The following is a 22,229-nucleotide window of genomic DNA, read 5'->3' as shown; positions in this document are numbered from 1 at the left end:
CCGCCAAAACGGACATCTCTCTGACGGGAGCAACGGCGGATGACCAGGAATTCATCGCGCGCGCCCGAATGGGTGTCGAACGGCTGGTCGACTAAGTCGAACGCTTGCGCCGGATCTCTTAAGCGACCAAGAGTGGACGCCAATGCATCATGATGAGGCTTTGCGCAAGCATTCTCCTGACCCTTGACAGAATGTGCTTCAAAGGGAATCGGGCCAACGCCGGGCGCTGTGAAGCACGCGCAGGATTTGGATTGCATCGTTGGACAGCCGGTACGGCACGATGTAGGGCGTCTTCGGAATGACGAGCTCACGCGTGCCCTGAACGCGGCCTGGCCGTCCCATTTTCGGGCGATTGGCCAACAGCGTCTCGACATTCCGAAGAATATGGAGTGCGACGCGCTGAGCTGCCGCCGGATCGTCTTGTGCGATGTAGGCCCTCAAGGCGACGAGGTCGGCGATCGCCTCAGGGGACCAGATCGGGGTCATGATCCCTTCGAGGCAGCCTTGGTCGTGCTACCGGGGACTGCCTTCTCGGTTTCCGTTCCCCAAGACGCAACCCAGTCCCTGACCTCATGATGTGGAATGCCCTCGCCACGATCGAGCGACGAGATGGCTTGCTGGATGCTCTCCACCTGCCACTCATACACATCGAGAGAGCCGTTGATCAGCTCGGCAGCGACGACGTCGCGGCTCCGGCCCGTACTTTTGGCTAACCGTTCGAGGCGCTCGTTGACGCTCGCATCGACGTGCACGGTCAAGGTGGTCGAGGGCATCACGCAGTCCTTCGGCTCAGGCAAGCATCGAATATAGGACCGACGATTGTGCTGCGCAATTGCTGGCCAAGACCACTCGTTGAGCGCCGTTCTCTGCCCGACGAGCAATCCCCGTAGTCCTCTCATGCGCAAACTGCCCGTCGAGCCAGTTTGTCGCATGCTGCGCGCCTTGTGTCGTCGGGCAAATCAAGTGGATGCTCTCGGCCATCCCGTTTGCGATGAAGAGGGACGTTTCGGCCGATCGTCACGGAGCGTAGCAGCGGGGAGCGGTGGACGTGTCGGGCTCGGGGCTTTCGCGCAAGCGGGCCGGCGAATGAGCCTGGGACGTACGGTCAAGTCGCGTGGTCCTGGCCTCCCGACGCTGAGGTCAAGCCGGTCGATGATGCGGAAACGCGTCTCGCCGGTGATGGGGGCAAGAAAGCCCGGTCCCCAGGGAGATCGCGAAGCAGCCGTTCAAACCACCGCGCGGGGAAGGCCGGGTCGTCCGGCTGAACTCGTGGTACCTGCCGCCTGCATTTTTTTCCGCAGGCGGGCCACGGGCCTCAGTCGAGGTCCGGTCTTCCCCGCGCCCTCTCATCTGTCGAGGGCGATGTCGGCAGCATCACCTGGGCGCGGATGGCGTCGCGGGAGTGCGGTGGGCTGTTCGGAAAAATTGTGGAGTGGATGTGGTGGCGGGAACGGGGGTGGATGCGTCACAGACGCCGGCGCTTCCGGTGCGCATGCGTTGGCGAGATGGCGGCAACAAATTCGGTGTCGTCCCGGGCTTGACCCGGGACCCATAACCACAGGCGGATGTGTGAGGCAGGCTGGTGCTTCAGGATGTGCCCAACACGTCTTCCTGTGGCTATGGGTCCCGGGTCAAGCCCGGGACGACAGCGGAGAACGAGGCGGGTGCGTGCCCATGCCATCAAGCTTGGCGCGCGCTCGACAACTACTTCCTGATCTTCACGCCCTTGGTCGTGAAGCGCTGCGGCCGCTGTTCGGGTCGCACAGGCCGCCGCGTGACGGCAGCCTTTCCCGTCCCCGGCGGCTGATGTGCGGGCACCAGCTGATCCGGGCGCGAGCCGATCAAATCGGCGCGGCCCATGGCGCGCAGCGCGTCCCGCAGCACCGGCCAGTTGTCCGGGTCGTGATAGCGCAGGAACGCCTTGTGCAGGCGGCGCTGCTTCAGGCCCTTGATCGCCTCGACCTTGTCGCTGCCGCCATGGCGGACGCCGCGCAGCGGGTTGACGCCGGTGTGGTACATCGCGGTGGCCGTGGCCATCGGCGACGGCAGGAAGGTCTGGACTTGATCCGCGCGGTAGCGGTTCTTCTTCAGCCACAGCGCGAGGTTCATCATGTCCTCGTCGGACGTGCCGGGATGGGCGGCGATGAAATACGGGATCAGATAGTACTTCTTGCCCGCCTGCGCCGCGGCCGCATCGAACATCTGCTTGAAGCGGTGATAGGTGCCGATGCCCGGTTTCATCATCTTGTCGAGCGGACCGCGCTCGGTATGTTCCGGCGCGATCTTCAGGTAGCCTCCGACATGATGCGTCACGAGCTCCTTGATGTAGGCCGGGCTCTCGACCGCGAGGTCGTAGCGCACGCCGGAGGCGACCATCACGCGCTTGACGCCCTTGACCTCGCGCACCTTGCGATAGAGCCGGATGAGATCGTCATGCGAGGTGTTGAGGTTCGGGCAGATCTCCGGGAAGACGCAGGACGGCCGGCGGCACGCGGCCTCGACCTTCGGGTCCTTGCACGCCATCCGGTACATGTTGGCGGTGGGGCCGCCGATGTCGGAGATCACGCCGGTGAAGCCCGGCGTCTTGTCGCGGATGCGCTCGATCTCCTGCAGGATCGAGCCTTCCGAGCGGCTCTGGATGATGCGGCCTTCGTGCTCGGTGATCGAGCAGAAGGTGCAGCCACCGAAGCAGCCGCGCATGATCGTGACCGAGAACTTGATCATGTCCCAGGCCGGGATCTTGGCGTCGCCATAGGACGGATGCGGCGCGCGGGCGTAGGGCAGGTCGTAGACGCTGTCCATCTCGGCCATGGTCAGCGGGATCGGCGGCGGGTTGAGCCAGAGGTCGCGGTCGCCATGGCGCTGCACCAGCGGACGTGCATTGCCCGGATTGCTCTCCCGGTGCAGCACGCGCGAGGCGCGGGCATAGGCTTCCTTGTCGGCCTCGACCTGCTCGCAGGACGGCAGGCGGATGACGACGTCGCCCTTCTCGCGCGCGGCGCCTTCGTCGGCGGAGTCGAGATCGTCGGCGTGCAGCTCGACGAAGCCCTCTGGCACTTTGCGGAACAGCGCGGTGCCGCGGACCGACTGGATGTCCTTGGGCGCTTCGCCGCCGGCGATCCGGTGCGCGACCTCGATCACGGCGCGCTCGGCATTGCCGTAGATGAGAATGTCGGCCTTGGCGTCGGCCAGCACCGAGCGGCGAACCTTGTCGGACCAGTAGTCGTAATGCGCGATCCGGCGCAGCGAGGCCTCGATGCCGCCGAGCACGACGGGCACGTCCTTGAACGCCTCGCGGCAGCGCTGCGCATAGACCAGCGTGCAGCGGTCCGGCCGCCTGCCGCCTTCGCCATTGGGGGTATAGGCGTCGTCGCTGCGGATGCGGCGGTCAGCCGTGTAGCGGTTGACCATGGAGTCCATGTTGCCGCCGGTGACGCCGAAGAACACGCGCGGGCGTCCGAGTGCCTTGAACGGCTCGGCCGAATGCCAGTCGGGCTGCGAGATGATGCCGACGCGAAAGCCCTGGGTCTCGAGCAGCCGGCCGATGATCGCCATGCCGAAGGAGGGATGGTCGACATAGGCGTCGCCGGTCACCAGCACGATGTCGCAGACGTCCCAGCCGAGCGCGTCCATCTCCTTGCGGCTCATCGGCAGGAATGGCGCAGGCTTGAGGTCGGCGCGGTGGCGCGGCCAGGAACTCAACGGGGGGGCGGTGAGGGCGATGTTCATCGCCCACGCATAGAGCCGCGGCGCTGCGAGTTCAACCAAAGCCCCGGTCGCAGACGAGGGCCGGTGGTCAAATTGTCCGGAATGGTTCCCGCGGCTTTGCGCGGCCGACCAGCCGTCTCAGTTGAGGTGATGCGACGCGCCGTTGCGGCGCTTGAGCCAGCCATGGCCGAAATAGGCCAGCAGCGCGGCTGCGGCGAGCATGATCCAGATCGAGGGCATCTTCGAGCGCGGGCTGCCGCCGGCCTCGCCGACCGTGACCGGCCCGGTGCCGGGCTCGGTCATCGATACCAGCCGCAGGCCGGCAGCGTCGGTCGCGCGCCGCATGTCGGCGATGGCGGAATGGGGCAGCGGGTCGGCGGCGAACGGCCGACCAGTCGCCGGCGCGGGCTCGTCGGACGCGGCGAGGTCGCCCGGCGGCGGCTCCATCGCGGATTGCGCGGCGTGGCTGCCGGCGGGCAGCTGGGCGAAGGAGTTCAGGTTCGCCGGCCGATGCGGCTTCGGCCCATGCTGCGCCATCCGGTCCGGCTTCTCGGCCTTGTCCATCTTTTTCGGCGTCATGCTCTGCGGCACCGCGACCCGCACCTGCGGCCGCGAATAGGACGCGGGCTGGGTAACGGCCAGCATGCGGTCGGACCAGGCCATATAGGCCTTGCAGAGATCGTTGCAGTATTGGCCGTTGACCATGTCGGCGGATCCGGCCTGCGCGGCGCCGGGCGCGGCAACACAGATGATCGAGACCAGCGCGGCGGCCGCTCCGAGCCTCGACGATGTCAAAACAGGCAATGCGCTCAACTGGCCGATCATCGCAATTTCCCCCGTCGCGGTTTCACGCCGTTTGGGGAATAACGACAGCCGGTCTGGTCGAGAGTTGGATCAGATCGCGTCAACATCCGGATGAGTTGAGGTCAATTTGCTGATGCGAGGCGTTATCAATAAGCGGCGGGCTTTGCTGTTCGACATCGACGGCACGCTCGCCGATACCGACGCGCTGCACCTGCAGGCCTTCAACGCGGTGTTCGGGCCGTATGGCCATGTGTTCGACCGCGCGCGGGCGGCACGCGAACTGCTCGGCCGATCCAATTTGTCGATCTCCGCCCAATTTCTGCCCGATGAGCCGCCCGAGCGGCGCGCGGCGGTCATGGCGCAGAAGGAGGAGGTGTTTCGCAGCCTCGCCGCCGGCGCGGTGCAGCCGCTGCCGGGCCTGATGGCGTTGCTCGATCGGGCCGCGGCGGCGGCGATTCCGGTGGCGGCCGTCACCAACGCGCCGCGCGCCAATGCCGAGCTGATCCTGCACGGGCTCGGGCTGATGGACCGGTTTCGCGTCGTGATCATCGGCGACGAACTGCCGCACGGCAAGCCGCACCCGCTGCCCTATCTGGAAGGCCTGCGCGCGATCGACGCCGTGCCGGAATGGTCGGTCGCCTTCGAGGATTCCCGCGCCGGCATCGCGGCGGCGACGGCGGCTGGCATCGCCACCGTCGGCATGCGCACCAATCTCGCTCATGACGAGCTGATCGCGGCGGGCGCGGCGCTGACCGCGGCGGCGTTCGATGACGCCGACGTGCTCGATCTGGTGATGGCGCGGCTGGGAGAGCGACTGTGAGCGACGCCGCGGAGCTGACATGTCGCTGACATCAGGCAACAGCTTGCGGTCACCGCGCTTGCGCGATGGTCTCGACCAACGCGGCCGCTCGCTTGGCCGTCACGAGATCAAGGTGAGACGCATGCGCAAGTTGTTGATCGCGGCCGGCCCCTCGGAACAGCCGTTCCGGCTGATGTTGCAGGTCGATGACGAAGGATCAGTATCCAATCAGCGCGGCCGTCGCGGCAGTGGAGCCGGGCGAGCCAAGCGCGGCCGCGCCAAGCGTTCGGCCCGGCCGTTTCGCTGGGCGCAGCCGTCGCGCGCAATGGCCGCCATCCTTCGCGGCTTGCGGGCGACGCTGCTGGCTCTCTCTCCCGTGGAGATCCGGAACGATGTGAGCGTACGGCAGGAGGCCTTGCGGGACACGTCGCCGGTCGTGCCACGGCTTCGCGCCGTCAGCGGCTGCGGAGGAGCGCGCGAGGCCGCCGCCGCGCCGGCCGGCGCGCCCAACGCGGTCTTCTGCGCTGCGGCCACGCCGCGCCATCACGTCCGGTCGATGGAATCGCCGCGCGCCCAGCGCCGGCGGCTGCGGGCGCGCTGATCGCATCACCGCATGGGTGCCCTGCATGCTCCGTCCGTCGCCCCTTGCTTGTCCGCAGCCCGATGCCGTGATTGAAACGGACGGTGCGCGCCAGGCTCGCTGGGCTCGCCTCGCAGGAGGACGGATCGATCATGTTCGTGGCGCGTGTCGTGCCGATCGCCGTCGCCTTTTTCTGCGCGACCGCCGCCCTCGCGGCCGACAAGCCCGGCGAGACCAAAGGCACGGTGCTGGAGCCGTCGCCCGCCAATCTGGCGCTGACGTGGAGCGGGGCCAACCTGGTGTTGCCGGCGACGCTCGCCGGCGGACGGCGCTGGGAGGGCCGTGCGGAGGACGCGCCCGACGTGATCGGGATCGCGCCGCTCGCGATCGTGATGCACGGGTCAAGCGGCGTGGCGCCGGCCGTGAAGGAGTTCCAGGCCTGGCTCGCCGACGAGCTCGGCGTGGCGTCGGTGGCGCCCGACAGCCTCGCGATTCCCGACCGGCTGACCTACACCTCGCCGGTCGACGTCGCGACCTATGAGCGTGTCCACGCCCTGCGGCTGGCCGAGCTCGAGAACGCGCTGAAGGCGTCGCGCGACTGGAGCTGGGTCGACCGGCTGCGGATCGTGCTGGCGGGCACCAGCGAGGGTGCGGTGGCGGTCGGCCGCTACGCCGGCAAGGACGTGGCGGCGCGGCTGATCTATTCGTGGTCGTGCGAGGACAACTACTTCGTCAGCGCGGCCCGGCTCGGCATCGGTCCGAACGAGCCGGTGCTGAACGCGATTTCCGCGCGCGATCCGTATTTCACGGCCGCCAATCCCTGGAACAAGGACCGCGCCGTCACCGGCTCCTGCGCCGCCGCGCTCAAGGACGACGCCAAGGCGGAGGTGATGGTGATCGATGCCGACGTCCATACGATCCTGAACCGGCCGGAGGTGCACGAGCGGAGCGCGCGATTCCTGCGCGGCGTGTTGGAGCCATGATCGGCCGGGCGGAGGATTGACGACGTGCTGAGACTGCTCGTGCTCGAAGGCAATTCGCTGGACGGAAGGCGCCGCTGGGCCGAGATCGCAGGTGCCACGCCGTCGGAGAGCTACGCCGACGTGCTGCGCGCGCTCGCGCCAGAGGCGGCGATCGACATCGCCACGCCCGCCGATGCCGATGCGCGCCTGCCGCAGCCGATCGAGGCCTATCAGGGCATCGTCATCACGGGATCGGCGCTCAACATCTATCAGCGCGAGCCGGAATCGCTGCGCCAGATCGAGCTGGTGCGCACGGTCTTCGCGCGGGGCGTGCCGATGTTCGGCTCATGCTGGGGACTTCAGCTCGCCAGCGTTGCGGCCGGCGGCGAGGTGTCGCTCAATCCGGCCGGCCGCGAGGTCGGCTTCGCGCGCAAGATCGCGCTGACGGAGGCGGGCCGCGATCATCCGATGCATGCGGCGCGGGGCGCCGTGTTCGATGCACCGGCGATCCACAGCGACATCGTCACCAGGCTGCCGCCGGATGCGACGGTCACCGCGCGCAATGCAATGAGCGAGGTGCAGGCCGCGGAGATCCGCAGCGGCCGCGGCCGGTTCTGGGGCGTGCAGTATCATCCCGAATTCAGCCTGCAGGACATCGCCTGGGTGATCCGCCGCATCGGCCGGCCGCTGGTCGAGGAGGGGTTCTTCGCCGATCCGGCGGAGCTCGAGCGCTACGCCGCCGATCTCGCGACCCTGCATCATGACCGCGCCCGGCGCGACATTCTGTGGCGGCTCGGGCTCGATCAGGACGTCGCGAATGACCGGGTGCGGCAGGCCGAGATCAGCAACTGGATCGTCTCGCTCGGGCGGGGCTGAGCGCTCTACCGCATGAACTGAATGATGAGCGGCGCCAGCGTCACGTTCATCAGCCCGACCAGCACCATCACGAGGCCGGCGACCGCGCCTTCCTCGCGGCCGATCTGGTGGGCGCGTGCGGTGCCCGCGCCATGCGCGCCGACCCCGAACAGGGCGCCCTTGGCCAGCGTCGAGCGCAGCGGCAGCCGTGCGAGCACGACGTCGCCGACGGCCGCGCCGATGATGCCGGTGAGCACGACGAACACGGCGGTGAGATCGGGGATGCCGCCGATCTCGCCGGAGACTTCCATCGCGAACGGCGTGCTGATCGAGCGCGGCAGCAGGCTGAGGCGCAACTCGCCGTCGATGCCGAGCACATAGGCCAGCGCCCAGCTGGTCGCCACCGCGGTGAGGCTGCCTGCGACCATGCCGGCCAGCAGCAGCGGCCAGCGGCGGCGGATCAGAGCCCGCTGCTCGTAGATCGGCACGGCGAAGGCGACGGTGGCCGGCCCGAGCAGCGCCACCAGCCAATGCGTGCCGCGGATGTAATCGCGGTAGGAGACGTTGAGCGCGAGCGCCGCGATCATCAGCAGGGCCGGCGCCACCGCGAGCGGCATCAGCCACCAGCGCGGCCAGCGCCGGTGCACGCGCTTGGCGAGCAGATAGAGCAGGATCGTCGCGAGCGACCAGACCGCCGCCTGGATCAGCGGCTCACGCCACAGCGCGGCGAGGGTCATGACGCTCGGTCCAACGGTAGCAGAGGTCGATTGTGAGCGCGGTCACGCACATCACGGCGGTGGTGCTGACGACGATCAAGGCAAAGATCTTCAGGCCGAGCAGGCCAAACAGCTCACGATGGTCGAGCAGCGCCAGCACCGCCGGCACGAAGAACAGCAGCATCTCCGCCAGCATCCAGTTCGCGCCGCGCTTGATGCTCGCGACCTTCAGTCCGCCGGCCAGGATCAGGACGAGCGCCAGCGCCATGCCGATGATGCCGCCGGGCAATGGCAGGCCGGTCGTCCGGACCAGCGCCTCGCCGACGGCCCAGAACAGGCCGAGCAGACCGATCTGCGCCAGCCGGTTGCGGCGGATCAGGCGATGAACCCCAATGGAAATGCTGCGATGCATCATGCGGTGGCGTCCGAAAAGTGATTGCGCTTGCAATGTATGCCGCATCGCAGCATGTAGAAAGCGAATTGAATGAATGATAATAAGTCGAATATGGAATATTGGGCCTGATTATGGAACTTCGTACCCTCAGGACCTTCGTCGAGGTCGTCCGCCAAGGCGGCTTCTCCCAGGCCGCCAAGGTGGTGTTCGCGACCCAGTCGACCGTGAGCAAGGCCGTCAAGCAGCTCGAGGACGAGCTGGGATTGCCGCTCTTGGACCGGCTCGGCCACAAGAGCCGCATGACCGCCGCCGGCGAGATCGTCTATCGCCGTGCCATTCGTCTGCTGGCGGAGCGCGATGATCTGCAGGCGGAGCTCGCCGAGCTGCGCGGCTTGAAGCGCGGCGTGCTGCGTCTCGGCCTGCCGCCGATCGGATCGAGCACGCTGTTCGCGCCGTTGTTCGCGCTCTACCGCCAGCTCTATCCGGAGATCGAGATCCGGCTGGTCGAGCACGGCAGCGACCGGCTCAGCGAATTGCTGGCTGCAGGCGACATCGATTTCGCCGGCCTGCTGCCGCCGATCGCCGACGAGTTTGCCGCGCAGATCGTGCGCCGCGAGCCGCTGATGGCTCTGGTCGCGGTCGATCATCCGCTGGCCCGCCGCGAGACGATCACGCTCGCGGAGCTGCGCGAGACACCGTTCGTGCTGTTCGAGGCCGGCTTCGCGCTCAATCGCATTCTTCGCGAGGCGTGCCGCCGCAACGGCTTCGAACCTGTCGTGGCGGCGCGCAGCACCCAGATCGATTTCATCGCCGAGCTCGCCGGCGCCGGTCTCGGCGTCGCCTTCCTGCCGCGCATGATCGCGACCCAGCGCACGCAGGTGCCGATCAGCCTCGTCCTGCTCGATGAGCCCGGCACCGAATGGACATTGGCGATGGCCTGGCGCCGCGGCGCCTATCTGTCGCCTGCGGCCGCGGCGTGGTTGAGGCTGGTGCGCGAGCGCGGCGAGGCTTGAGCAATCACTGCGACGATGTCGCTTCAACGGTGAGGGACGTGCGGCAAGGGATCCCAGTCCTACGGCCTGACTCACAGCGCGCGACTCGCAGCGCGGAACCAGCTCTGCTCCGAAGGCGTTTCCGCATGATCCGAAAAGAACGTGACACGTTTTTGCGTGCCTCGAGCTCATTCATTGAACCGGAGGGCAAGGATGTGCCGTTGGATCGCCTATCGCGGAGAAACGACCGCCTTCGAGCATTATGTGACCGAGCCGGAACATTCCCTGGTGACGCAGAGCATCCGCGCGCTGGAATCGACCGCGGGCACCAATGGTGACGGCTTCGGTCTCGGTTGGTACGGCGATCATCCAGAGCCGGGGCTTTATCGCGAGACGCGGCCGGCCTGGTCGGATGAGAATCTCCGCTATCTCAGCCGGCATCTGCGCTCGCATCTGTTCTTCGCTCATGTCCGCGCCGCGACCGGCACGGCGGTCACTCGCCAGAACTGCCATCCCTTCGCCTGCGGCCGCTGGCTGTTCATGCACAACGGCTTCGTCGGCAGCTGGAACAGGCTGCGGCGCAAGGTCGAGGCGCTGATCCCGGACGCGCTGTATCCGTCGCGGCTGGGCACGACCGATTCTGAAGCCGTGTTCCTCGCCATTGTCGGTGCCGGCATTGATCCGGACCCGATCGGCGCGACGCGCAAGGTGCTGCGATCACTCTGTGAGCTCGTCAATGAGGATGGTCTGCGTGAGCATCTGCGCTTCACCTCGGCGCTGTCCAACGGCCACGATCTCTATGCGTTTCGCTTCGCCGAGAATGACCGCGCCAATTCGCTGTATTTCCGCGAAGACGGCAATCAGGTGATCGCGGTCTCCGAGCCGTATGACAAGGAGCCTGACTGGATCGAGGTGCCGCCGGACCACGTGCTGGTCGCGCGCGCGGCAAAGCCCGCCGAAATTGTTCCGCTATTCGCCGCAGGGACTGCTGATTTTGCTGCGGAACGCAAGCGATCACAACGGGTTGTCGGAGGTACTTAGAACAGCAGGAACTGAAAGATCCCGCGATGTGCGGCATTTGTGGCGAAATCAGCTTTTCCGGAAGGCCCTCATTGTCCACGCTCGGCCGCATCAACGATGCGATGCAGGCGCGTGGTCCTGATGCGGCCGGCCTCTACGTGCAGGGCGGGCTTGCGCTCGGCCATCGCCGCCTGAGCATTCTCGATCTCTCGGCTGCGGCCCAGCAGCCGATGATCGACGCGGCGCTAGGTCTCGGCCTGGCATTCAACGGCTGCATCTACAATTTCCGTGAACTTCGCGACGAGCTGAAGGCGAAGGGCTATTGCTTCTTTTCCGACGGCGACACCGAGGTCATCCTCAAGGCCTACCATGCCTGGGGCAAATCCTGCGTGCAGCGCTTCAAGGGGATGTTCGCCTTTGCGCTGTGGGAACGCGACAGCGGGCGCGTTCTGCTGGCGCGCGACCGTCTCGGCATCAAGCCGCTCTACTACACCGATGGTCCTCACGGCTTTCGCTTTGCGTCGTCATTGCCGGCGCTGCTGGCGGGCGGCGAGGTCGATACGGCGCTCGATCCGATCGCCTTGCATCACTTCTTCAGCTTCCACGCCGCCGTTCCGGCGCCGCGCACGATATTGCGCGGTGTGAAGAAGCTCGAGCCTGCCACTCTGCTCACGATCGAGCCCGACGGCACGCAGCATCGCGAGCGCTACTGGCATTTCTCGGTCGGGGAGCAGCGTCCGACCGATCGCGCCATGAGCCAGCAGGAGTGGTCGGAGGCGCTGCTCGAGGCGATGACGACAGCGGTCGACCGCCGGCGCGTGGCCGACGTGCCGGTGGGCGTGCTGCTGTCCGGCGGCCTCGATTCGTCGCTGCTGGTCGCGCTGCTGTCGAAGCTCGGACACGAGGACATCCGCACCTTTTCGATCGGGTTCGATGCGGTGGGCGCGCATTCCGGCGACGAGTTTCGCTACTCGGATATCATCGCGCGGACGTTCGGGACCAATCACGAGCAGATCAGGATCGGCGGCGACCGCGCGCTGCAGGCGCTCCCCGGCGCCATTGCTGCCATGTCGGAGCCGATGGTCAGCCATGACGCCGTCGCGTTCTATCTGCTGTCATCTGAGGTCGCCAAGCGCGTCAAGGTGGTGCAGAGCGGACAGGGAGCCGACGAGGTGTTCGGCGGCTACAGCTGGTATCCGGGCTTCCTCTCGGCCAATGATCCCGTTCAGCAATATCAGAACGCCTATTTCGACTGGACGCATTCCGACCTGCAGCGGTTGCTGGCACCGGAGATGCTTGGCGACGACGACGCGAGCCTGGCATTCGTGGAGCGCTTCTTCGCAGCTCACGCTGGAGCTTCGGCGGTCGACAAGGTCCTGCAGATCGACACCGAGATCATGCTGGTCGACGACCCCGTGAAGCGGGTGGACAACATGACGATGGCGTTCGGGCTGGAAGCGCGGGTACCGTTCCTGGATCACGAGGTCGTCGAGCTGGCCGCGCGCATGCCCGCCGAGCTGAAGGTGAAGAACGGCGGCAAGCATATTCTCAAGGAGGCGGCACGCCGCTGCGTGCCGGCGGAGGTGATCGACCGCCCGAAGGGATATTTTCCGGTGCCTTCGTTGCGCTATCTGCGCGGCCCGTTCCTCGACTACGTCCGCGACGTGCTCAACGACGACAAGGCGCGCGCACGCGGTCTCTACCGACGCGATTTCATCGACCACATGTTGCAGCACCCCGAGGCCGAGATGAGCCCGAAGGGGCATTCGCGGTTGTGGCAGGCGGCCCTGCTGGAGGCATGGCTGCAGACTCACGGCATTTGACGTCGGAGAGGATTGATCACATGGGATTGGATCCACGCATCCTGGAGAAGCTGCGGCTCGGCCTGAGCGATGACGAGCGGCGTCTGGTGATCCGCTCGGCCACCGGCAGCGAGGAGGTCACGGAATATTCGTTCGGCATCGAGGAGGAGTACTTTCTCGTCGACGCGCAGACGCGCGATGTCGCGATCCGGACGCCGGACGACCTGTTCGAGGCCGCCAACTGGTCGACCGGCGGACAGGCGATGCGCGAGATGCTGCAGGCCCAGCTCGAGGTCGCCACCAACGTCCATGTCGATGTCGGCGATGCGCGCGAGGAGCTGAAATTCCTGCGGCGCGAGGTTGCCAGCGTGGCGAGCCAGTATGGCCTGACCATCCTGGCCTGCTCCACGCATCCGACCGCGACGTGGCGCAGCTCACTGCCGAGTCCCAAGCCGCGCTACGCGGAGATGATGGAAGACCTGCGGATCGTCGGCCAGCGCAACATGCTGTGCGGCATGCATGTGCATGTGCAGTTGCCGGACCCGGACCTGCGCTTCGCGGTGATGCGGGCGATGCTCCCCTACATCCCGGTGTTCATCGCGCTCTCGGCGTCCTCGCCATTCTGGAATTCGCGCGAGACGGGCCTGAAGGGCTATCGGCTCGCCGCCTACGACGAGCTGCCGCGCAGTGGCCTGCCCGAGCTGTTCACCTCGAAGCAGCAATATGATCGCTATGTGGCGGCGCTGACGAAGTCCGGCGTGATGCCGGACGAGAGCCATGTCTGGTGGGCGATGCGGCCGTCGCTGCGGCATCCGACGCTGGAGCTGCGTGCCCCCGACGTCTGCACCGCGGTCGACGACGCCGTCGCGATTGCCTCGCTCTATCGCGCCTTGGCGCGCCATCTGTACCTGAATCCCGATCTTGCCGAGGCCGTCGGCAACGTCGAGCGTGCGATCGCGGTCGAAAACAAGTGGCGGGCGCAGCGCTATGGCACCGACTGTCTGTTCGTGACCGAGGACGGTCCGGTGACGGGCCAGGAGATCCTGAACCGCATGATCGCGGACGTCGCGCCGCATGCGGAGGCGCTGGGATGTCTCGCCGAGGTCGAGCACTGCCGCATCATCATGCAGTTCGGCAGCTCGGCCGACTATCAGCTGCAGGCCTATCGCGAGTCCGGCGGGCAGTTGTCGGCGGTGACGCGCTGGATCGAGGCCGCCACCGTGTCGCGCGCCGAGCCACCGCGCCGGCAGGCACCGGTCGAGCCAGCCCAATGACGCCGGCCTAGATCGGTTGCCTGATCACACGGCCGTCGCGCGCCACGAGGCGGCCGTCCTTGTAGACCGAGCGGCCCTTTGGCAAGGCGACGACGGCCTGCGGAACGTGCTCGGCATCGAGGGTGACAAAGTCGGCCCGCGCGCCAGCGCGCAGGCCGTAATCGGCAAGCCTCAAGACCTTGGCGCCGGCCTCGGTGACGAGGTCGAAGGCCATCCGCAACTCGTCATCGACATAGAACCCGGAGCGGTAGCCGACCATCATGGCGCGGTTCAACAGATCGCCGTCGCCATAGGGCCACCAGGAGTCGCGGATGTTGTCGTTGCCGCTGAACACGGTGACGCCGGCCGCGCGCAGCAGCGCCACCGGCGGGAAGGGCCGCGCGCCCGGCGCATTGGTCATGATGGCGACGCCAGACGCCGCCAGGACGTCGGCAATCTTCTTCAGCGGGTCGGCGGGCAGGTCGCCGAGCGCATAGGCGTGGCTGACCGCGACGTGGCCCTGCATGCCGAGGGCGCGCGTGCGCGCCGCGATCTGCTCCAGCTCGAACAGCCCGAGCATGCCCGGATCGTGCAGATGGATATCGACGTCGACGCCGTGTTTCTGGGCTGTGCCGAACACGACGTCGAGATGCTTCTCGACGTCGCGGTCGAAGCTCGCGGGATCGAGCCCGCCGACGAGGTTGGCACCGAGCCTGATGGCCTCGTCGAGCAGCTCGGGCGTGCCCGGGCTCTTGAGGATGCCGCTCTGCGGAAAGGCGACGAGCTGGATCTCGATCAGCTCGCGATACTCGTCGCGTACGCGCAGGATCGTTTCCAGCGATGTGAGGCCGACGGAGCCGTCGACCATGACGTGGCTGCGCATCCGCGTGGTGCCGTGGCCGATGCAGAGATCGAGCTGGTTGCGGGCGCGCACGTCCATCGGCGCGGCCGCGGCCATGTTCTGGGCCTGGAAGGTGACGCGCTCATGCACGTCGAAGCCGTTGGTGCAGGGTTTGTGCGGCTTCCACGCATCGCCATAGAAGCTGGTGTCGAGATGGATGTGGCCCTCGACGAAGCCGGGCACGACCAGCGCGCCGCCGAGATCGACCACCTCGCGCGCCTCGGGGCGCTCGGTCTCGGCGAGAAGGCCGCTGATGCGGCCGCCGTCGACCGTGATCGCATGGCGCGCGCCGCGGTCGAGCCGCGCATTGATGAACAGCTTGTCGACGGCCATGCCCGAGATCCTTCCCATTCGTCCGCCCGGCATCGGAGCCGCATGACTGCGGTCCGATGCGCGATGAGACGATATTCTTGGTCAGGAGCGGCCGGAGCCGCAAGCATCTTCAGGCGGCAATCGCGTGCGGCAGTCCGGCGAGCCAGTCGCGCGCCAGCGCGATGTCCGCCTGCGACAGCTGGTGCCCCGCCGGCAGCGTCGTGTGAGTCACGTCCGCGCCGGCCTCGGTGAGCTCAGTGCACAGCTTTGTCGCATTGCTGGCGGGCACGATCGGATCGGCGAGCCCCGACAGCATCAGCACCGGCTGACGCGTCAGCTTGACCGCCGGTGGCTGGCTCAGCGGCACCATGGCTCGGAACAGCACCGCGCCCGCCAGCGTCTCCGGCTGCAACAGCAGGAGCGCTGCGGCGATGTTGGCGCCGTTGGAGTAGCCGACCGCGACCGGCGCTCCGATCCCGTAATGCCGACGCGCCTCGCCGACGAACGCGCCGAGCTCCCGCGCGCGGCGGCGGACGTCGTCCTCGTCGAATATACCTTCCGCCAGGCGGCGGAAGAAGCGCGGCATGCCGTGCTCGAGCACCTGCCCGCGTGGCGAGAGGAGAGCCGCGCCGGGCGAGAGCGTGGCGCCGAGCGGCAAGAGATCGTTCTCGTCGCCGCCGGTGCCGTGCAGGAGCAGCAGCGGCGCTGCGCCGGCCGCGCTTGCGGGCTGGAAGCGGTGGGTGAAGGACAATGTGGCGGTCATGATGCGGCCTCCTCGAGGTTGGGCAGCACGCCCTCGATCTGCTTGCGATGCGATTCGAGGAAAGCGGGCAGCTTCAGGTTTTGTCCGAGCTCGGCGACCGGCTCGTCGACCGCGAAGCCCGGGATGTCGGTCGCGATCTCGAACAGCACGCCGCCCGGCTCACGGAAGTAGATCGAGCGGAAGTAGTTGCGGTCCTTCTGCTCGGTCGGGTGCAGGCCGTGGCGATCGACCAGCCGCTGCGCCATCATGCCCTGTGCGGCGTCGTCGGCGGCGCGGAAGGCGATGTGGTGCACCGAGCCCGCGCCCTGCGCGCCGCGCAGGAAGCCCTTGGCCTCGTAGATGTCGACCACGCTGCCTTGCGCATCGCCCGGCGCCTTGAACCGGATCACCGAGCCTTCGCGGCCCGTCTCGGCAAAGCCGAACACGTCGGTCAGCACGGCTGCGGTTTTCTCGGCGGAGTCGAGCAGCAGCGTGACGCCATGAAAGCCGCGGATGGCGTGCTCGGCCGGGATGTCGCCGTTGCTGTAGCCGGGCTCGCTCTCGGCGCCGGGGACACCGACGAGCGCCAGCGCCATGCCGTCGGGATCGGTGAACGGCAGCACGGATTCACCGAAGCGCTTCTCCAGCGCCTCATAGGCGATGCCCTTCTCGGTCAGGCGCTGCGTCCAGTAGCCGAGCGAGCGCTGCGGCACGCGGAACGCGGTCTGGTGGGTCTCGCCGACGCCGCGGCGGCCCGGCCGCACGCCGGCCCAGGGGAAGAAGGTCAGGATGGTGCCGGGGCGGCCGGTCTCGTCGCCGTAATAGAAGTGATAGGTGCCGGGATCGTCGAAATTGACCGTCTTCTTGACGAAGCGCAGCCCGAGGTCGCGGGTGTAGAAGCCGAAATTGCGGATCGGGTCGCCGGCGATGGCGGTGACGTGGTGAAGTCCGGGCATGTGGATCTCCTGTCGGTAGGCCCAGAGGGCCGCTTGATTTCCTGGACGCCATATTGGTCCGCTTTGATTTGGAGACAATCCGTGGTCTTGTGACGTCTCTGTCTACGATTTGGCGACAATGACGGTCCGGGGACCATGGACAAGCTGAGCAGCCTGCGGGCCTTCGTGAAGGTGGTCGAGAGCGGCAGCTTCGCCGAAGCCGGCCGGCAGCTGCGGCTGTCGCGCTCGGCGATCTCGAAATATATCGGCGAGCTCGAGCAGAGCCTCGGCGTGCAGCTGATCGTCCGCACCACGCGCCATGCCAGCCCGACCGAGACCGGACAGCTCTATTTCGAGCGCGCCGTCGCGATCCTCGCCGAGCTCGACGCCGCCGATCAGGCGGTCAGCCAGTCGCAGGCCGCGCCGCGTGGGCTGTTGCGCGTCAATGCGCCGATGTCGTTCGGCACCATGCGGCTCGGTCCGGTCGTCGCCGATTTCATGGCCCGCTATCCCGAGCTGCAGTTGCAGATCGTGCTGAGCGACGACCTGCTCGATCCGGTCCAGGACGGTTTCGACGTCACCTTGCGGATCGCCGAGCTGGAATCGTCGAGCCTGGTGGCGCGGCGGATCATGCCGGTGGAGCGCGTCATCTGCGCCGCGCCGGCCTATCTGGCGCGGCACGGCACGCCAGAGAGCCCGGAGGAGCTGCGCCGCCACACCTCGCTGACCTACGGCTTCCTGCTGACCGGCAATCAGTGGAAGCTCACCGGCCGCGACGGCGACCACTGGGTCCAGCCGGCGTGGTCGTTGTGCGTCAACAATGCCGAAGTGCTGCGCGATGTCGCCATCAAGGGACAGGGCGTTGCGCTGATCCCGCGCTTCATCGCGGCGGACGCGCTCGAGAGCGGCGCGCTGGCCGCGATCCTGTCGGACTATGCCGCGCCGCCGCTGGCGCTCTATGCGATCTATCCGCCGACGCGGCACCTCTCGGTCAAGGTGCGGCTGTTCATCGACTTCCTGGTCGAGCACTTCGGCAGGGAGCGCGACGTGACCAGCCCCTAGGCTGCAACTGAACGGCAAATCGCCTCGAACCTTTAACCGGGCGCTGATAGGGTTCCGAGCCGGCAGCAGAGAGGGAACGATGCATGGGGCGGCTGAGCACGCATATTCTGGACACGGTCAGGGGCAAGCCCGCGGCCGGCGTCGCGATCGATCTCGATGTCCTCGAACCCGACGGCTCCTGGCGCCGCGTCAAGCAGGTGCGGAGCAATGCGGACGGGCGGACCGATCAGCCGATGCTGGCGGACGATGACTTCGCCACCGGCACCTACATGCTGACCTTCCATATGGGAGCTTATTTCAAGACCCATGGCCTCGCCTTGGGCGACCCGCTGTTTCTCGATCTGATCCCGCTCCGCTTCTCCGTCGCCGATGCCGGCGCGCACTACCATGTGCCGCTGCTGGCGACGCCCTGGAGCTACCAGACCTATCGCGGGAGCTGAGCCGGATGAGTGCTGACGTCTATCCGCGCGACATGGTCGGCTACGGCCGCACGCCGCCGCATCCGCGCTGGCCCGGCGATGCCCGCATCGCGGTGCAGTTCGTGATCAACTACGAGGAGGGCGGCGAGAACAACATCCTCCACGGTGACGCTGCCTCCGAAGCCTTCCTGTCCGAGATCGTGGGCGCCCAGCCGTGGCCGGGCCAGCGCCACATGAACATGGAGTCGATCTACGAGTTCGGCTCGCGCGCCGGCTTCTGGCGGCTGTGGCGGATGTTCACCGCCCGCAAGCTGCCGGTCACGGTGTTCGCGATCGCGAGCGCGATGGCGCGCAATCCTGATGCTGTCGCCGCGATGAAGGAAGCCGGCTGGGAGATTGCCTCCCACGGCCTGAAATGGATCGACTACCGCGATGTCCCCGAAGCCGACGAGCGCGCCGATATCGAGCAGGCGATCCGCCTCCATGCCGAGCTGACGGGCGAGCGGCCGCTCGGCTTCTACCAGGGCCGCACGTCGGAGCGCACGCTCGACATCGTCCTCAACCAGCAGGGCTTCGTCTACAGCGCCGATTCCTATGCCGACGAATTGCCGTACTGGATCGCGGGGCCGCACGGCCCGCAACTGATCGTGCCCTATACGCTCGATGCCAACGACATGCGCTTCGCCACCCCGCAGGGCTTCAACTCCGGCGACCAGTTCTTCGCCTATCTGAAGGACAGCTTTGATACGCTCTACGCAGAGGGCGCGGAGAGCCCGCGCATGATGTCGGTCGGACTGCACTGCCGGCTGGTCGGCCGCCCCGGGCGCGCGGCCGCGCTGGCGCGCTTCCTCGACTACATCACGGGTCATGACAAGGTCTGGGTCGCGACCCGGCTGGACATCGCCCGGCACTGGATCCGGACGCATCCGCCGGCTGGCGTATGGCGGCCGTCGCAGATGTCGCGCGTGCTGTTCGTCGAGCGCTATGGCGACATCTTCGAGCACTCCCCGGAGATTGCCGACCGCGCCTATCGTGCCGGCCTGTCCGCCTTCGACGACGCCGCGGATGCGCTGCATACGACGCTCATGAACGTCGTCCGCGCCATGAGCCGCGACGAGAAGCTGAAGCTGATCCGCGCCCATCCGGAGCTCGCCGGCCGCGAGGCGCTGGCGGGTGAGATGACGAACGACTCGATCGGCGAGCAGGGTCGGCTCGGCTTCACCGCGCTCTCGCGCGCCGAATTCGAGCGCGTCGCCGACATCAACCGCCGCTACCGCGACAAGTTCGGCATGCCGCTGATCGTCGCTCTGGCGCTGCACGCCGACCGTCCCTCGGTCATCGCCGAGATGGAACGCCGCATCGGCAACGATATGGATACCGAGATCGCCAACGCGATCGACCAGATCGGCCACATCACGCGGGCGAGATTGGCGAAGAAGTTCGAGCAGGGGTGAGCAGGCGGGCTGGTGTCGTCGCCTGTTAGTTGGTTCGGTGCGCGCGCCTCGCAGCCGGTGGGCTCCCTCTCCCCGTTCTTACGGGGTGAGGGGCAGCCGCACGAGTGGTGTTCGTTGTTGGACCTGTACCCCCTCACCCGGATTGCATCTGGCGATGCAATCCGACCTCTCCCCGCAAGCGGGGCGAGGTTAAGACCGCCGTGAGCTCATTCAAACGAACCAAGCAACACTCTCTCCGCCCGCGCCGCCACGTCCAGCAGCATCCGATCGCGCCCGCGTGCGGCGATCAGTTGCAGGCCGAAGGGCAGGCCCTGCGAATTGGTCCCGCACGGAATCGAGATCGCCGGCACGCCGGCGTGGTTGGCGTAAGGCGTGAACACCGCGTGCGCCCGCGGCATGGCGGGTTTGCCACCAATCTCCGCTGGGCCGAGCTGCGTGAACGGCCAGGCGACGCAGGGCACGGTCGGCGCGAGCAGCACGTCGACCTCGGTGAAGAACGCCGCAAACGCGCGCGCGATCTGCGTGCTCGCTTCCATCGCGCGCGCCACGTCTGCGCCGCTCAGGCCGAGGCCGCGCTCGATCTGTTTGGCGATGTCCGGGTCGAACTGCGTGGGATCGCTGCGAAAGCCTTCGCCGTAGAGTGCGGCCAGCCCGGCGTGCTGCAGCGGCATCACCGCATCTTCGGCAAGCCCTGCCGGCCAGATCGGATTCTTGTCCTCGATTGTCATGCCACTGGCGCGGAGCCGGGCGACGGCCTGCTGCAAGCCGGCACTCACCTCGTGATCGACGGCGACATCCAAGCCGAGCCGCGGCGAGAATGTCACGCGAAGCGGCTTCTCCTGATCGGCCGCGGCCACATCGAACGCATCGGGATCGCGCGGATCGGCACCGGCCATGACCTCGAACGCAAGCCTGGCATCGGCGACATCGGCGGCGATCGGCGCGATCACCGAGATGCGCCAGAACGGCTCGGCAAAGCCAGGCCCATAGGGGATCGCGCCGTAGGACGGCTTGAATCCGACCACGCCGACATGGGCCGGCGGCCGGCGGCTCGAGCCGCCGGCATCGGTGCCGATCGCGAGCGGCACGAGCCCGGCCGCCACCGCCGCAGCCGGCCCGCCGGACGAGCCGCCGGGCGTGAGCTGCTGATCCAGCGGATGGCGGGTCGGCCCGTACAGGAGCGAGGTCGTCACGCCCTTGCAAGCGAATTCGGAGGTCGCGCCGATGCCGACAATGACGGCGCCAGCGCGCCGCAGCCGCGCGATGGCGATCGCATCCTCTGGCGCAATGAAATCGGTGAACAGCCGCGAGCCCTGCGTGATGCGCCAACCCTCGACCCAGATGTTGTCCTTGACCACGATCGGCACGCCAGCCAGCGGGAGCTGCTCTCCGACTGCAACACGCGCGTCGACGGCATCGGCCTCAGCGTACGTACGTTCGGGATCGATCGTGACGACGGCGTTGAGGTCGCGCGCCGCGGCAATGCGCGCAAGCGCCTGCTCGGCCGTCTCTCTGGCCGACGCCTGCCGTTCCAGGACAGCGCTTGCGATCTGGGATGCCGTCACGGACATGATGTCTCAGTCCATTGCGTGGCTGGCGCGACGACCGATTTCGCGTCTATCATCGCAGCAAAGACAGGATGAGGTGGGTGATGGCCGGCGGGATCTCGGTTCATGCGGTTGACGTGGCGAACGGGCGCCCCGCGCGTGGCCTGCGCGTCGCGATTTGGCGCCTGACGCCGGATCGCACGCTGCTCGCGGAGGGACAGCTCGGCGCCGACGGCACGCTGCAGGCGCCTGTCGTCAAGGGCGAGGGCGTCACGGCTGGCGAGTATGAGGTGCTGTTCCATGTCGGCGAGTTCTTCGGGGCAAACGCTCAAACGAAATTCCTCACCACTGTGCCGTTTCGCTTCGCGATCGACAAGGTCGAGGAGCATTTTCACCTGCCGCTGAAATTCACGCCCTGGGGCTATTCGATCTTTCGTGGGGCCTAGTGCGTCGCGCGCGGCCGTCCTTCGAGACGCCCGCCTGCGGCGGGCTCCTCAGGATGAGGGCTGATTTCGCGGCGAGATATTCACCCTCTCCATGAACACACGGCTCATAGTTCACGTGTAGCTCCAGCTTCGGCGCCGGACTCTCTTCTCGCTTCCCGATCTCTGGTCTTTTGATGCAACCTCCGCAACGCTGCGCGATGCAGTGCCCTCGCCCCTTGTGGGAGAGGGCATCGCCGGCTGATCCTCAGGCTCGGTCGGGTGAGGGGTCCTCTCCGCGAGCGCAACTCGTTGAGACAGACCCCTCACCCGACCGAGATCGTTGCGCTATTGTACATGCCCTCTCCCATAAGGGGCGAGGGCGCAGTCACGGCCGTCCCGCCCGCGGCAAGGTCGATCGGTTTCTCGCTTCTCCATGAGGTTGCTCTCCATGAACACGCTGACAGCATGTTCATGGTCCTCTGTGCAGCGGCCGCTCCGCCGCTTGACCCTCATGGTAAGGAGCGCCGCCTCGCGGCGCGTCTCGATC

The 22,229-nt window shown here is 67.2% G+C and carries 22 protein-coding genes; 12 read left to right on the top strand and 10 right to left on the bottom strand.

Annotated features, from left to right (window positions below; genetic code table 11):
- Nucleotides 1-198: 198 nt before the first annotated feature.
- The 4 genes from ACQR2C_RS20000 to ACQR2C_RS19985 form a co-directional block, all read right to left on the bottom strand.
- A complete protein-coding gene (locus tag ACQR2C_RS20000) occupies nucleotides 199-486 on the bottom strand; it encodes a type II toxin-antitoxin system RelE/ParE family toxin (protein ID WP_316183269.1) in 288 nt (95 codons plus the stop codon).
- Nucleotides 483-773 (bottom strand): CopG family ribbon-helix-helix protein, encoded by a 291-nt coding sequence (locus tag ACQR2C_RS19995; RefSeq protein ID WP_316183268.1) that lies wholly within the window; start codon nucleotides 771-773, stop codon nucleotides 483-485. Before ACQR2C_RS19995 ends, ACQR2C_RS20000 begins: the two co-directional genes overlap by 4 nt.
- Before the next feature lie 931 nt (nucleotides 774-1,704).
- The gene (locus ACQR2C_RS19990; protein WP_434881920.1) at nucleotides 1,705-3,729 is read right to left on the bottom strand and encodes a YgiQ family radical SAM protein; all 2,025 of its coding nucleotides are present in this window, start codon (nucleotides 3,727-3,729) and stop codon (nucleotides 1,705-1,707) included.
- A gap of 117 nt (nucleotides 3,730-3,846) precedes the next feature.
- Complete coding sequence (locus tag ACQR2C_RS19985) at nucleotides 3,847-4,533, bottom strand: hypothetical protein (RefSeq protein WP_315805265.1); 687 nt, start codon at nucleotides 4,531-4,533, stop codon at nucleotides 3,847-3,849.
- 106 nt (nucleotides 4,534-4,639) lie between these two features.
- Between ACQR2C_RS19985 and ACQR2C_RS19980 the strand changes: the two genes are divergently transcribed.
- The 4 genes from ACQR2C_RS19980 to ACQR2C_RS19965 all read left to right on the top strand — a co-directional run bounded on the left by ACQR2C_RS19980 (nucleotide 4,640) and on the right by ACQR2C_RS19965 (nucleotide 7,729).
- Nucleotides 4,640-5,332, top strand: coding sequence for an HAD family hydrolase (locus tag ACQR2C_RS19980; protein WP_316182805.1), 693 nt, complete (start codon nucleotides 4,640-4,642; stop codon nucleotides 5,330-5,332).
- Between the two features lie 121 nt (nucleotides 5,333-5,453).
- A complete protein-coding gene (locus tag ACQR2C_RS19975) occupies nucleotides 5,454-5,912 on the top strand; it encodes a hypothetical protein (RefSeq protein WP_316182806.1) in 459 nt (152 codons plus the stop codon).
- Between the two features lie 131 nt (nucleotides 5,913-6,043).
- A complete protein-coding gene (locus tag ACQR2C_RS19970; RefSeq protein ID WP_434847852.1) occupies nucleotides 6,044-6,874 on the top strand; it encodes a hypothetical protein in 831 nt (276 codons plus the stop codon).
- 24 nt (nucleotides 6,875-6,898) lie between these two features.
- Nucleotides 6,899-7,729 (top strand): type 1 glutamine amidotransferase, encoded by an 831-nt coding sequence (locus ACQR2C_RS19965; protein WP_316182807.1) that lies wholly within the window; start codon nucleotides 6,899-6,901, stop codon nucleotides 7,727-7,729.
- A gap of 5 nt (nucleotides 7,730-7,734) precedes the next feature.
- Here ACQR2C_RS19965 and ACQR2C_RS19960 read toward each other — a convergent pair whose 3' ends face one another.
- Both ACQR2C_RS19960 and ACQR2C_RS19955 read right to left on the bottom strand, forming a co-directional pair.
- On the bottom strand, nucleotides 7,735-8,445 hold the full coding sequence (locus ACQR2C_RS19960; protein WP_316182808.1) for an LrgB family protein: 711 nt from the start codon (nucleotides 8,443-8,445) through the stop codon (nucleotides 7,735-7,737).
- Nucleotides 8,420-8,839 carry a CidA/LrgA family protein gene (locus tag ACQR2C_RS19955; protein ID WP_315805260.1) on the bottom strand — a complete coding sequence of 140 codons (420 nt, stop codon included), beginning with the start codon at nucleotides 8,837-8,839 and terminating at the stop codon, nucleotides 8,420-8,422. The genes ACQR2C_RS19960 and ACQR2C_RS19955 overlap by 26 nt, the downstream gene beginning before the upstream one ends.
- A gap of 110 nt (nucleotides 8,840-8,949) precedes the next feature.
- On the opposite strand from ACQR2C_RS19955, the gene ACQR2C_RS19950 reads away from it, so the two are divergent.
- The 4 genes from ACQR2C_RS19950 to ACQR2C_RS19935 all read left to right on the top strand — a co-directional run bounded on the left by ACQR2C_RS19950 (nucleotide 8,950) and on the right by ACQR2C_RS19935 (nucleotide 13,906).
- Entirely contained in the window at nucleotides 8,950-9,831 is an 882-nt protein-coding gene (locus ACQR2C_RS19950; protein ID WP_315805259.1) for a LysR family transcriptional regulator, read from the top strand.
- Nucleotides 9,832-10,023: 192 nt separating this feature from the next.
- Nucleotides 10,024-10,851, top strand: coding sequence for a class II glutamine amidotransferase (locus ACQR2C_RS19945; protein ID WP_315805258.1), 828 nt, complete (start codon nucleotides 10,024-10,026; stop codon nucleotides 10,849-10,851).
- A 26-nt stretch (nucleotides 10,852-10,877) separates the two neighbouring features.
- Entirely contained in the window at nucleotides 10,878-12,653 is a 1,776-nt protein-coding gene (locus ACQR2C_RS19940; protein ID WP_434881919.1) for an N-acetylglutaminylglutamine amidotransferase, read from the top strand.
- Between the two features lie 20 nt (nucleotides 12,654-12,673).
- Nucleotides 12,674-13,906 (top strand): carboxylate-amine ligase, encoded by a 1,233-nt coding sequence (locus tag ACQR2C_RS19935; RefSeq protein WP_315805256.1) that lies wholly within the window; start codon nucleotides 12,674-12,676, stop codon nucleotides 13,904-13,906.
- Nucleotides 13,907-13,913: 7 nt separating this feature from the next.
- Here the strand turns inward: ACQR2C_RS19935 and ACQR2C_RS19930 are convergent, their stop codons facing one another.
- The 3 genes from ACQR2C_RS19930 to ACQR2C_RS19920 all read right to left on the bottom strand — a co-directional run bounded on the left by ACQR2C_RS19930 (nucleotide 13,914) and on the right by ACQR2C_RS19920 (nucleotide 16,796).
- Complete coding sequence (locus ACQR2C_RS19930; protein ID WP_434881918.1) at nucleotides 13,914-15,119, bottom strand: amidohydrolase family protein; 1,206 nt, start codon at nucleotides 15,117-15,119, stop codon at nucleotides 13,914-13,916.
- 109 nt (nucleotides 15,120-15,228) lie between these two features.
- Nucleotides 15,229-15,861: an alpha/beta hydrolase gene (locus ACQR2C_RS19925; RefSeq protein WP_434881917.1), complete on the bottom strand. Its 633-nt coding sequence runs from the start codon at nucleotides 15,859-15,861 to the stop codon at nucleotides 15,229-15,231.
- Nucleotides 15,858-16,796 carry a ring-cleaving dioxygenase gene (locus tag ACQR2C_RS19920; protein ID WP_316239438.1) on the bottom strand — a complete coding sequence of 313 codons (939 nt, stop codon included), beginning with the start codon at nucleotides 16,794-16,796 and terminating at the stop codon, nucleotides 15,858-15,860. The genes ACQR2C_RS19925 and ACQR2C_RS19920 overlap by 4 nt, the downstream gene beginning before the upstream one ends.
- A gap of 135 nt (nucleotides 16,797-16,931) precedes the next feature.
- Here ACQR2C_RS19920 and ACQR2C_RS19915 point away from each other — a divergent pair, with 135 nt between their 5' ends.
- The 3 genes from ACQR2C_RS19915 to puuE all read left to right on the top strand — a co-directional run bounded on the left by ACQR2C_RS19915 (nucleotide 16,932) and on the right by puuE (nucleotide 19,710).
- On the top strand, nucleotides 16,932-17,837 hold the full coding sequence (locus ACQR2C_RS19915; protein ID WP_316239437.1) for a LysR family transcriptional regulator: 906 nt from the start codon (nucleotides 16,932-16,934) through the stop codon (nucleotides 17,835-17,837).
- 83 nt (nucleotides 17,838-17,920) lie between these two features.
- The gene (gene uraH / locus ACQR2C_RS19910) at nucleotides 17,921-18,277 is read left to right on the top strand and encodes a hydroxyisourate hydrolase (protein ID WP_315805251.1); all 357 of its coding nucleotides are present in this window, start codon (nucleotides 17,921-17,923) and stop codon (nucleotides 18,275-18,277) included.
- Between the two features lie 5 nt (nucleotides 18,278-18,282).
- Nucleotides 18,283-19,710 (top strand): allantoinase PuuE, encoded by a 1,428-nt coding sequence (gene puuE / locus ACQR2C_RS19905; protein ID WP_316239436.1) that lies wholly within the window; start codon nucleotides 18,283-18,285, stop codon nucleotides 19,708-19,710.
- 206 nt (nucleotides 19,711-19,916) lie between these two features.
- On the opposite strand, the gene ACQR2C_RS19900 is transcribed toward puuE, so the two are convergent.
- Nucleotides 19,917-21,281 carry an amidase gene (locus tag ACQR2C_RS19900; protein WP_434881916.1) on the bottom strand — a complete coding sequence of 455 codons (1,365 nt, stop codon included), beginning with the start codon at nucleotides 21,279-21,281 and terminating at the stop codon, nucleotides 19,917-19,919.
- Nucleotides 21,282-21,361: 80 nt separating this feature from the next.
- Between ACQR2C_RS19900 and uraH (ACQR2C_RS19895) the strand changes: the two genes are divergently transcribed.
- Nucleotides 21,362-21,703 (top strand): hydroxyisourate hydrolase, encoded by a 342-nt coding sequence (uraH, locus tag ACQR2C_RS19895; protein ID WP_315805248.1) that lies wholly within the window; start codon nucleotides 21,362-21,364, stop codon nucleotides 21,701-21,703.
- Nucleotides 21,704-22,229 lie beyond the last annotated feature (526 nt).

Source organism: Bradyrhizobium sp. HKCCYLRH3061 (genome assembly GCF_051168015.1).
In the GTDB taxonomy this organism is placed as follows: Bacteria; Pseudomonadota; Alphaproteobacteria; order Rhizobiales; family Xanthobacteraceae; genus Bradyrhizobium.
The sequence above is the reverse complement of the archived record's forward strand: the minus strand, read 5'-3'. Positions and strand labels throughout refer to the sequence as shown.